Origin of the sequence: Thermomonas sp., assembly GCF_025993755.1 — a bacterium.
Classification (GTDB): domain Bacteria; phylum Pseudomonadota; class Gammaproteobacteria; order Xanthomonadales; family Xanthomonadaceae; genus Thermomonas.
Genome location: NZ_JAMQHN010000161.1, coordinates 1 through 11,345 on the forward strand (window position 1 = coordinate 1; position 11,345 = coordinate 11,345).

Below are 11,345 nucleotides of genomic sequence, written 5' to 3' on the forward strand. Positions count from 1 at the left end.
AAACAGCAAGGCCTGCTGATGGGGTTCGGCAACACGCCGGCGAGGTCAATGCGGGGGGCTATTCGAATGCTGCGCGGGCTGATGTCGATGAAGAAATAATTGTCGGACTGCTCCGTCCAATCTGAGCACTTCGTCGGCATCTGCAACTTATCGAATACCGGCTATTCAATAAGGTCCCTCTATACGGAAGCAAGGCCGAATTCCGGGCTGTGACCATCGTCTCTAATTCGGCCGCGGCCGTACAGCCTGCCGACAGCATGGGCGGCAATGCGCCAATCATTAGTGTTCCGATTGCACCGAACGTCAGATTCTTGATCTGGCGAACTTACACTCCCGACCGCAATAGATATTCACCGTCTCGGTGGATCAGCGGCTGATTTCTGAGTGTAGTTAGAGTAATAACCGACTGGGTATCTCACGACCTGTATGGTCATTGAGGGGTTACGGTTTGCGATGCCCCCCCGACTCATGAGGAATGTCGGGAACACACCATCGTAGGTTATATGTGGGGGAATCATGTCGTTGGCAAAAGAGCAAACCGCAGCTGGAATGGCGCGCGGCATCAGTGCTTGAGAAAGCACTTCGCTTATGGCTCCAGTAACCAGTCGGAGGTCGCCCAGCTTGCAGCAGTCGGCATAGCGCCCCTTGGGGGCAGCGCAACCACAGTGTTCGTCGTCGCGATATTCCCGCAGCCGTTCAAACGGACTGAATGAGGCTTGAGGTCCGGGCCAACGGCCAAACTGGCTAAAGAAAAGGTGGCGGACAGCCCATACGGCGAAAAGATCAAGCAAGGCCACGAGGGGGTCGCCATAATTCCACGTGCCGTCGCGGGAATCATAAGCGCAAATCGAAGCGTCGCCATAATTCGTGTGCCGCGGCCCGATGCCTTGGAGACCCCAGATGCCATGGTCCCAAAAAGCCCAGCCGCGCTCGATGCCGCGTCCCGGAAGGAGGGCGATGACGAAGACTGCACGGTACCCGAGACGTGGAAGAAGAGAGGCGGGAACTCGCAGCCATAGCGCCTCCCTGGTTTCTGCCGCTTCCGTCCCGGGATAGGCCGCCGCTAACGCCCGCACCCACTCGGCGAGCCCATGTACGCGGCATGAGATCGATGGGGTGGCACCGGCCGTCCATGCGGCACCGGCGGTTCCGGGTGCGGCGGGCAGTGGGGTGCTGGATGCTCCGGATGCTCCGGGTGCTCCGGGTGCTCCGGTTTGCCATGATTGTGATGCGGAGGGTGTTTGTCCATTTTGGATCTCCAAGCCAGGCGGTTGAAAAACGACGTCGGCCCGTGCTGGCCAAACAAGGCCGCCGTCGGATACGGAGGGGAACATCCCAAGGTCCAGATTCTCGCCAATTTGATACAAGAGTTCGGCGGTCTGCGGGTTCATGGGTGAGGCCCTTCAAATAGGTTTTCGATGTCAGCATTTTGAGGACGTGCGGGTCAAGAAACATCCCCCCTGGAGTTCATCTTTGCTGACACGGATGACGGCAAATCAAGGAATCCTGATTCCGGTCAGCATTTCTGAACCAAGTGGGGACAAATCATGATTGCCACCGTGATAACCTTAAATTCAGGATCGGCACAGGAGGGTGTCAATGCCGCGAAGGATTTTGATCATTGAAGACGAACAGGCGATGCGTGATCGCCTGTTCGCCCTGGTCCGGCAGATCGAAGACGTCCATGTCGATAGTGCAGCGAACGAACAGGAAGCGGATGCTTTGATCGCGCAGCACCGATACGACGTGGCGCTGGTGGATCTCCAGCTCAGCCCCTCGACCACCGGGCGGTTGAAAGGTATTCACTATGTCAAGACACTTTCGACCGGAGGGTGCCAAACGATCATCGTGACCGGGGATACGCGTGACGTCATCGGGGAGGTGAGCGTCGCGTTGTCGAGCGATATCATCACCAAGCCCATCGTCGATGCCGTGCTGCTGGGCCATGTCGAGCGGGCGCTGCAATGGCGGAATCGCGACGCTACCGCGGGGGACAATTTGCCGCCGGAACTGGCCATCGACCCCTACAAGCGCAGTTGCTGCTGGCGCAACAAAATCATCCGGCTGACCCCGACGGAACTGAGCATCGTCAGCCTGATTTGGCATGCCGAAGGTAAACGGGTCGATCTGGCCCGGCTCGGGGAGGTACTGAAAAGCGGAGGGGCTCATTCGGTCACCCAGCACATCATGAATATCCGGCGCAAGTTCGAGGATGTCGACCCGGATTTCAACAAAATACATTGTTCCGGTGGCGCCTACGTCTGGGAACGCTAACCGGTGGCGGCGCTGGCGCGACTGGGCGGAATCTCGCAGCAAGCGCTACAGCTTCACCCTTGGCGCGACGGCGGCGCTGCTGATCCTGCTCTTGCTGTTGTCCTGGGCGGCATTCGATATATTCCGGGCCGTCCGGCACAAGGATGAGCAGCTGCAAGTGGCGGGGCTGCGCACCCAGCTGGTGGAATTCCTCCTCACGACGACGCGCGAACCGGACGGCTCATCGCTGCTCGACAACCCCGTCGACTATGCGCAAGCGCGGCGGACTCTGAAGATTGCCACCGTGGGCAAGCCGTTCTTTGGTTATTTTCTGACCAAGGGGAACATCAAAACCTTTCGCAAGGAACTCGTCCGTACCGAACAGCCGCGCGCCTGCATCCTGGAGTACCCGGTCGATATCGACGAAGCGAATCAGCACTCGCCGAATACCGTGCAGGCGTGCTTTGCCACCGTGCAGAACGACCCATTCGGACGCTACGTGTATGCAATCATCAAATACCCTACGGGCGAGGTAACCCCGCATCGAAGAGGACGATCACTGAAGGATGGCGATCTCATCCGACTGCGCTTCCGGTCCGGCGGGGCGTCTCCGACCACGCTACGGCTGGTGCTGGAAATCCCCAGCCTTCCGGCGGAGGCCAAATGGCGGAATCCCGCGCATTTTGAGGGCCTGTATGAGATTGCGGGCTTTCTCAATGCTGAGGGCGGCAAGCCGACCCCCCTGGTTAGCGGCCAGGCAATCGAACGGGTGGAGCAGCCGGAAGGCGCGCGTTATGTGACGATTGCCATGCGCATCGATGCGGCCGCGTTCAATCAGCGATTCGATGGATGGCCCGATGCGGGCTTGAAGAGAATGAGCATCGGACTGGACATCCACCGATCGAACGCTACTCCCATCATCATCTCGGAAACGCAAAAAGGCGCGGCGCTGGCGTCCTTGGCGCAGGCCTACCTGAGCTCGGTGCCTTCCGGAGCCATCCTAGACGTCCGCAAGGGAAGTGACGCGGGACCACTTTTCTGGTCATCACAGGCGTTGGAATCTCCAGGGCTTGAGGCGGCACCGGGAATCATGCAGCGAATCGGCAATCGGATCACCGACCTACTCAAGGGAGAAACCATCCGAGTCGCCCAGACGATCCAGAGCCAGGTTACTGGCACCCTGGTTGCGGAATTGCGCTCATCCGGCAACGTCATTCCTGACCTGGCCGCACGGGTGATCGCGTTGCTGAGCTTCGCTATGCTGATCGTCCTCTACCTTGCGCTCCTGATCTTTTATGTGGCCCGTACGGTCGGCACAATTACCGCAGATGCCATGGTCTTGGCCAAACGCCGGCACGGCGACGTGCGGGACAAGTACAAGGGAAGGCGCGACCAGGTGAGCACCATCGGCCGGGTCATCAGCTATCTGGACCGGCGTATCCGCGCCGAGGTGGAAAGGAAGGCCAGGTCGCTGGAGCGCACAGAGGCCGCGATTGCACAACACCAACAGAGCCTGAGCCTGATAGCGCACGAGATTCGGTCTCCAGTGGCCACGCTGTTGCTGAATGATCAGCTCGACGAGGAGTCGCGCAGGCTGCTGGAGCGCATTCGGCGCACGATGGACCTTCTGAAGGAAAAACGCGAGATCGACTCCTCCAGGGACACCGCGCGTCTCGCGGCACACGACTTGGCTGCTTCGCTGTCAGCCTATGTTGGCAACCTAAGCTCAGTAGATTTTCGCCTTGCCTACGTAGGTCCGGAGAACGGAGTTCTTGCTCGATATGATGACATCCTGCTGGACCAGGTATTGGCAGCCCTCCTTGATAACGCAAAGCGCTATACCTTGCCGAGCACGGCGGTCGAGCTGCGTCTGGCGCTGCACGATCACCAGAAAGTGACGTTCGAGGTGTTCAATCAAGGCCCCCATGTCGCCGACCCGGAAAAGATCTTCCTGTTCGGCGAAACCTCACGCGATATGGAGTCGAACCAGGGAATCGGCCTCTATGCTGCCAGCCAATACGTCACGAGCTTCGGCGGGTCCATCCATGCCGAAAACCGACCGAATGGGGTCGCCATCGTGGTAAATCTTGTGCCGGGGTAGTCCCCTTGAGATGGTGAATTGCCACACCCCATTACCCCTCTGCAGTGGACGTTACAAGCCTACTTGGTCCGCCGTTGGATGCCAACCAGGGGCTCGGGATCGGAAGCACGAACGTAGGATAAGGACGCTCTGGTTCTATACGATTTTCAGCTAAACGGGTGGTAAGCGAAATATTACCGCCCGACTCAGACCGTAGGCTCAAAGTCGGCTGGGGCCGAGGATCGGAGATCCGCTTGTTTATTGGCCTCGACAGACTATATTGCAACTCGGTAAATGCATAACGAATAAATCGCAGACTTCGACGGATTTTTGAGAGTCTATGTTAATTTTCGAGGCACAATAAATCAATGAGTTAGGTAGCACCTCTCCGACAGACTTTATTGTTTCTTACCACTACTGCCCCGCACTCCCCCCGATCGCCCGAATCGTGCCGTGTTCACCTTCGCCGCCGGCGCGGCTTTTGGCGCGGCGGCGCTGGTGTTGCTTCTGACTCGTCGGTCTCCAACATGACGGTCGTCACCCTGGGCTGTGCGCCTGCGTCATGTCCGATGGAGTTTCTCTGATATAGTACGTGGCATGCGCTTGCTTTGGATCCTCCTGCTGGCACTCGTCATCCCGATCAATGCCGCCTACGCGGCGGCGTCCGGGGTATGCGACAGCGTTGATGGCCATGCCCAGCATGGTCAGCATTTCGGGCATCACAAGCACGTGCATGACCAAGATCACGGTGGGGTCGGCAACGGCGATCCCAAGCAGCCGAGCGGCAGCGACCACAACCATTCCCACGCCCACCCGCTGTTTACCTTGATGTTGCCGGCCCAGATCGAAGTTCATCTCCCCCCCGAGCCGGCTGTCGCGGCGGCTTCCCCGCGGCAGTCCTTTGTCTCGGTCACCCCTGTCCGACTCGAACGTCCCCCGAGATCCGTCCTCGTCGCCTGAGTCGACGGGACACTATCCTGACCGATTGATTTGCCGCACTGCGCCCGCCATGGCGGGTGCGCGTCCCGTCGAAATCCAAACTTTCCGTTTCGAGGATTTCGATGCAACACCATCGTTCGTCATTGACGCTGCTGCTGGCTTTGCTGACCGCCCCGGCCTGGTCGGCCGGGCTGACCGAAAGCGAAGCGCTCCGCCTGGGCCTTGCCCGCCCGGAATTTTCAGAACTGCAACAAGCCCGACTCGGCGAGGCCGAAGCGGAAGTGATCGAAGCCGGCACCTGGAGCAATCCGACGCTGGAATTCGGGCAGGACAAGACCGGCGCTTCCCGCGAACGCACCTGGCAGCTGTCGCAAACGCTGGATCTTTCCGGGCGTCGCGGCCTGCGCGAGACGGCGGCGCGCCATCGTGTCCGCGCTGCCGAGGCCGACAACCGCGCCCGGCAAAACGAACGTGCTGCCGGATTGCGCCGTACGTTTCATGAATTCCTGCGCCTGCAGGAACAAACGCGTGCGGTTGCTGCCTGGGCGGAGCGCTTCTCGGCCATCGACCGCGTGGTCGCCAAGCTGGCCGGGGCCGGCGAGGTATCCGGCTACGACCGCCGCCGGCTCGCCCGCGAACAGCGCAGCGCAGAGGCGAGGCTGGCCGAAACCCGCGCCGAACGGGAACGCGGCCGCGCCCGACTCGCCGCGCTGATCGGCCGCGAAGTCGGCACCGACGTCGAAGGGCGCTTGCTGCCGGAGGTGCCTCCTTCCCTGGCCAGCTTGCAGGCGCAACTCGCTGCGCGCCCCGAATTCGCCGCCTTGTCTGCACGCGCCGAGGCCGCGCAAAGCGACAGCGCGGTCGCCCGGAACAACCTGCCGGAACTGACGGTCGGCATCGGTCGCAAGCAGGTGGAGGATGGCCCCGTGCGCGACAGCGGCCCTCTCCTGGTGTTGTCGGTCAACCTGCCGTTGTTCGACCGCCAGCAGGCCAAGGATCGACGCAGCGCAGCGCAAGCGCTGGCAGCCCGCGCTGAACTCGGTCTGTCGCGGCAACAGGCCGAAGGCGAGTTGCTCGGCCTGCATCGTCAGGTCACGCAGTTGATCGCGGCGGCCACCCGCTACCGCAACGAAGCCTTGGCGCCTTCCGCCGACCTCGTCCGTATCGCCGAGAGCGCCTATCGCGCCGGTGAATCCACCGTCCTCGAACTGCTCGATGCCTACAAGGGTGCCCTCGAAGCCGAATTGACGGCCCTAGATCTCGAATGGAAGGCCCGCGCCGCGCGCATCGATCTCGATCAACTGACCGGAAGCTTCCCGCAATGAAAACCTCATCCAGACTGCTCGCGGCGATCATCGCCGCACTGCTGCTCGTCGGCTGCGGCGACAAGAACGCCGGCACCGGCGGCCACGACCACGGCGCGCCCGCGCAAGCCGCCGGCCATGCCGACCATGGCCCGACAGGTGAAAAAATCACCCATTTCAGCGACAGGACCGAGCTCTTCGTCGAATTCCCGAGCCTCGCCGTCGGCCAAGCCGCGACCTTCATCGTCCACTTCACCTGGCTCGCCGATTTCAAGCCGGTGACGCAAGGCAGGCTCATCGTCGTGCTCGCGGGCGGCAATGCGCCGGAGGAGCGCTTCGTCGCCGACGCCCCGGCCGTGCCCGGCATCTTCAAGCCGGCCGTGACGCCCAAGTCCGGAGGGGAACGCGTACTGGCGCTGATCCTCGAAACGCCGGCAGGCAACATCGCCCACGAACTCGGTCCGGTGACGGTCTTCGCCGATGCCAAGGCGGCGCAAGCCGAGCACGACCACGGCCATGACGATGAAGGTATCGCCTTCACCAAGGAACAGCAGTGGAAGATCGACTTCGCCACGGCCGAGGCGGTCAAGGGCCGCGCGCGGTCCTCGGTCGCCGCCACGGCGGCGATCAAGGCGCAGCCCGACGGCGAGGCGCTGCTGACGGCGCCGGCGGCCGGCGTGCTGCGTCCGGCCAGCGCCTTTCCGCGGGTCGGCCAGACGGTCAAGGAAGGCCAGGTGCTGGCCACCCTCGCACCGCGCCTCGGCGGCGAGACCGACCTGGCGACGCTGGAAGCGGCGACCGGCAAGGCGAAGATCGCGCTCGAACAGGCGCGGCGCGAACGCGAGCGCATGGAGGCGCTGTTCAAGGACGAAGCCGTTCCCGAGAAACGCCTGCTTGAGGCGCGCGCCGGCGAGCGCATGGCCGAGGCCGAAGCGAAGGCCGCGCAGGCGCGGCTGGGCCAGTTGGGCGGAACGGGCGGCATTGCCATCCGCGCGCCCATCGATGGCACGCTGGCCGATGTTGCCGTGGCGCCGGGCGCCTTCGTCGCCGAAGGCGCTCCGCTGTTCCACGTCGCCAACACGGAACGGCTGTGGCTGGAAGCGCGCGTGCCGGAAAGCGAGATCGGCAAGCTCGGCACCATGGACACCTTGAGCGGAGCATCGTTCACAGTGGACGGATTCGGCCAGCCCTTCGTCATTGAGCCGAGACGGAACGGCAAGCTGATTGCCGTCGGCGGCGTCGTCGATGCCGGCACGCGCACCGTGCCGGCCATCTTCGAGTTCGCCAATCCCGGCGGCCTGCGCCTGGGCATGACCGCCAGGGCCCGGCTCTATGCCGGCGAGGGGATCGAAGCCGTGCTGGTGCCGGCAGGCAGCGTGCAGGACGAAAGCGGCACGTCGGTCGTCTATGTGCAGACCGGCGGCGAAAGTTTCGTGCGCCGCATCGTGCGCGTGGGCGCCCGCGACGGCGAGCGCATCGCCATTCTCGACGGCCTCGAACCGGGACAGCGCGTGGTCAGCAAAGGCGCGTACCTGATCCGCCTGTCGACCTCGATGTCCGCCGCCGTCGGCCATGCGCACTGAGGAAGGGCGATCATGATCGGACACATCATCCAATGGTCGCTGCGCAACCGGCTGTTCGTCCTCGTCGGCAGCTTGCTGCTGCTCGTCTGGGGTGGCGTCGAGACCGCGCGCACGCCGGTCGACGTCTTCCCCGACCTCACCGCGCCCACGGTCACCGTCGTCACCGAGGCCGAGGGCATGGCTCCGGTCGACATGGAGGCGCTCGTCACCTTCCCCATCGAGACCGCGCTCAACGGCGCGCCGGGCGTGCGCCGCGTGCGCTCCTCGACCAAGATCGGCCTGTCGGTCATCACGGTCGAGTTCGCCTGGGGAACCGACGCCTACCTGGCGCGCCAGATCGTCGCCGAAAAACTGCAACTGGCGAAGGCGGCGCTGCCGCCCGACATCGAGGCGCCGGTGATGGCGCCGGCCGCTTCCATCATGGGCGAGATCATGTTCATCGCCCTGACCTGGGACGATCCGGCAAAAGTCAGCGACGGCGGGACGGTGGTATTGAAGAACACCGCCGACTACGTGCTGCGCAAACGCCTGCTGGCGGTGCCGGGTGTGGCCGAGGTGCTGCCCATCGGCGGCGACCTGCAGCAGTTCCAGGTCACGCTGAAGCCGGAGCGCCTGGCGGCCTACGGCCTGACCATCGACGAAGTGGTTAAGGCGGCCGGGGGCGCCAACCGGAATGCGGCGGCGGGCTTCTATGCTGAGAATGGCCAGGAATACCTGATCCAGGGCATCGGCCGCGTGCGCACGGTGGAGGACATCGCCGAAGCCGTGGTGGCGGTGAAGAACGGCCAGCCGGTGCTGCTGCGCCACGTCGCCGAGGTGGGGCTCGGCACCGCCGTCTTTCGCGGCATCGGCTCGACCAACGGCAAGCCCGCCGTGGTGCTGGGCATCCAGCGCCAGCCGGCGACCAATACCCTGGAGCTGACGCGCGTGCTCGACCGCACCCTGGCCGACATCCAGGCCTCGCTGCCGGCCGGCATGAAGATCGAGACACGCCTGTTCCGCCAGGCCGACTTCATCGAGGTGTCGATCCGGAACCTGCTGGCGGCGCTGCGCGACGGGGCGATCCTGATCGTCGCCATCGTCTTTGCCTTCCTGCTCTCGGTGCGCTCGACGGCGATCACCCTGGTGGCCTTGCCGCTGTCCATCGTTGCCGCCATTCTGGCGATGAAGGCGCTCGGGGCGACGATCAACACCATGACCCTGGGCGGCATCGCCATCGCGCTCGGCGCCCTGGTCGACGATGCGATCATCGTGGTGGAGAACATCGTGCGGCGGCTGCGCGAGAACCACGACAAGCCCGAGTCGAAGCGCGAATCGACTCTGCATGTCGTATTCCTCGCCACCAAGGAGATCCAGGGCTCCATCGTCTTCGCCACGCTGATCATCATGCTGGTGTTCGTGCCGTTGTTTTTCCTCTCGGGCGTCGAGGGCCGGCTGATGGTGCCGCTGGGACTGGCCTACGTCATTTCCCTGTTCGCCTCGCTGCTGGTGTCGATCACCATCACGCCGGTGCTTGCCTCATTGTTCCTCGGGCAGTCGAAGGAAATCGAAGGTCATCGCGAGCCGCACTTCGTCGTCCGGCTGCGTGGGACGTACCGCCGCCTCCTCGACGCCACGCTGGAGCGCTGGCGGGTAGTCGCCGCCGCCAGCGGCGCGCTGCTGGCCGCCGCCCTGGTCGGGCTCGCCGTCGCCGGACAGTCCTTCCTGCCCGACTTCAACGAAGGCACGCTGACCGTGGGCGTCGAGACGCTGCCCGGCACGGCGCTGGCCGAATCGGCCAAACTGGGCCAGAACGTCGAGGAGGTGCTGCTCGCCCATCCCGAGGTCGTCGCCACCGCGCGCCGCACCGGGCGTTCGCCGCTCGATCCGCACGCGCTCGATGTGCACCAGTCGGAAATCGAGGTCAGCCTGAGGATGAGGGAGCGCGGCAAGGAGGAATTTCTCGCCGCGCTGCGCGCGGATTTCGCAAGGCTGGCCGGCGTGCAGGTGGTGGTCGGCCAGCCGATCTCGCACCGCATCGACCACATGCTCTCCGGCACGCGCGCCAACATCGCGGTGAAGATCTTCGGCGCCGACCAGCGCGAACTGCGCAAGCTGGCCGAAGCGGTCAAGGGCGTCATGCAGCGGGTCGAAGGCGCGGTCGACGTGCAGCCCGAGCAGCAGACCGACATTCCCTTCCTCACGGTGAAATACCGGCGCGACGCGCTGGCGCGCCACGGCCTGTCGGCGGCGGAACTGTCGGAAAGCATCGAGGCAGCATTCAACGGTCTCGTCGTCGGCAAGGTCCTGCAGGGGCAGGCCAGCTTCGACCTGGTGGTCCGCTACGATCCGGTTACGCGCGCCAGCCTCGACGCGATCCGCGCCACGCTGGTGACCACGCCGTCCGGGGCTCGCCTGCCGCTCTCCGCGCTGGCCGACATCGAGAACGACCGCGGCCCGTATTTCATCAATCGCGAAAACGTGCAGCGCAAGATCGTCGTCATGGCCAACGTCGCAGGACGCGACCTGAAAAGCGTGGTAGAGGAGATGCGGGCGGAGATCGCCGGCGAGGTCAGGCTGCCGGCCGGCTACCACATCGAGTTCGGCGGCCAGTTCGAATCGGCGGCCGAGGCTTCGCGCGTGCTGATGATGCTGGGCGCCGCCGTCGTGGTCGGTGTCTTCCTGCTGTTGTTCGTCGCCTTCCACACAGCGCGCGACGCCTTCCTCGTGATGCTCAACCTGCCGCTGTCGATCGTCGGCGGCGTGGTCGGCGTGTATCTGGCCGGCGGCGTCGTTACCGTCGCCTCGATCATCGGCTTCATCACCCTGTTCGGCATCGCCACGCGCAACGGCGTGATGATGATCGCCCACATCCACCACCTGGCCGAGCACGACCTGGTGGCGAACGTCCGCGAGGCCGTGGTGCGCGGCGCCGAAGAGCGCCTGATCCCGATTCTGATGACGGCGCTCGCCGCCGGCCTGGCGCTGGTGCCGCTGGCGCTGTCCGCCGGGCAGCCAGGCTCGGAAATCCAGGCGCCGATGGCGGTAGTGATCCTCTGCGGCCTGATCAGCTCGACCGTGCTCAACATGATCGTCGTGCCCGCGCTCTACCTGCGCTTCGGCGCGGTGCGTGACGAACTCGCCAGCGGCCAGACTCGGCGCCGCTGCTCTACCGACACCCTCATCGATGGTTAAGGAGGTTCAAAT

Annotated in this window: 7 protein-coding genes; 5 read left to right on the top strand and 2 right to left on the bottom strand. The window is 63.9% G+C overall.

What is annotated here, in order from left to right; all coding sequences use genetic code 11:
• Nucleotides 1–350: 350 nt before the first annotated feature.
• The gene (locus Q0X16_RS11795; protein WP_297834641.1) at nucleotides 351–1,391 is read right to left on the bottom strand and encodes a hypothetical protein; all 1,041 of its coding nucleotides are present in this window, start codon (nucleotides 1,389–1,391) and stop codon (nucleotides 351–353) included.
• A 208-nt stretch (nucleotides 1,392–1,599) separates the two neighbouring features.
• On the opposite strand from Q0X16_RS11795, the gene Q0X16_RS11800 reads away from it, so the two are divergent.
• Together Q0X16_RS11800 and Q0X16_RS11805 are read left to right on the top strand one after the other, a co-directional pair.
• Nucleotides 1,600–2,274, top strand: coding sequence for a response regulator (locus Q0X16_RS11800; protein ID WP_297834644.1), 675 nt, complete (start codon nucleotides 1,600–1,602; stop codon nucleotides 2,272–2,274).
• On the top strand, nucleotides 2,249–4,354 hold the full coding sequence (locus Q0X16_RS11805) for a HAMP domain-containing sensor histidine kinase (RefSeq protein WP_297834646.1): 2,106 nt from the start codon (nucleotides 2,249–2,251) through the stop codon (nucleotides 4,352–4,354). The genes Q0X16_RS11800 and Q0X16_RS11805 overlap by 26 nt, the downstream gene beginning before the upstream one ends.
• A 516-nt stretch (nucleotides 4,355–4,870) precedes the next feature.
• Here Q0X16_RS11805 and Q0X16_RS11810 read toward each other — a convergent pair.
• Nucleotides 4,871–5,188: a hypothetical protein gene (locus Q0X16_RS11810; protein WP_297834649.1), complete on the bottom strand. Its 318-nt coding sequence runs from the start codon at nucleotides 5,186–5,188 to the stop codon at nucleotides 4,871–4,873.
• 206 nt (nucleotides 5,189–5,394) lie between these two features.
• On the opposite strand from Q0X16_RS11810, the gene Q0X16_RS11815 reads away from it, so the two are divergent.
• The 3 genes from Q0X16_RS11815 to Q0X16_RS11825 are packed head-to-tail and all read left to right on the top strand — an operon-like array spanning nucleotide 5,395 to nucleotide 11,333.
• Nucleotides 5,395–6,597, top strand: coding sequence for a TolC family protein (locus Q0X16_RS11815; RefSeq protein ID WP_297834652.1), 1,203 nt, complete (start codon nucleotides 5,395–5,397; stop codon nucleotides 6,595–6,597).
• Nucleotides 6,594–8,159 (top strand): efflux RND transporter periplasmic adaptor subunit, encoded by a 1,566-nt coding sequence (locus Q0X16_RS11820; RefSeq protein ID WP_297834655.1) that lies wholly within the window; start codon nucleotides 6,594–6,596, stop codon nucleotides 8,157–8,159. Before Q0X16_RS11815 ends, Q0X16_RS11820 begins: the two co-directional genes overlap by 4 nt.
• A 12-nt stretch (nucleotides 8,160–8,171) precedes the next feature.
• Nucleotides 8,172–11,333, top strand: coding sequence for an efflux RND transporter permease subunit (locus tag Q0X16_RS11825; protein WP_297834658.1), 3,162 nt, complete (start codon nucleotides 8,172–8,174; stop codon nucleotides 11,331–11,333).
• Nucleotides 11,334–11,345: the final 12 nt, after the last annotated feature.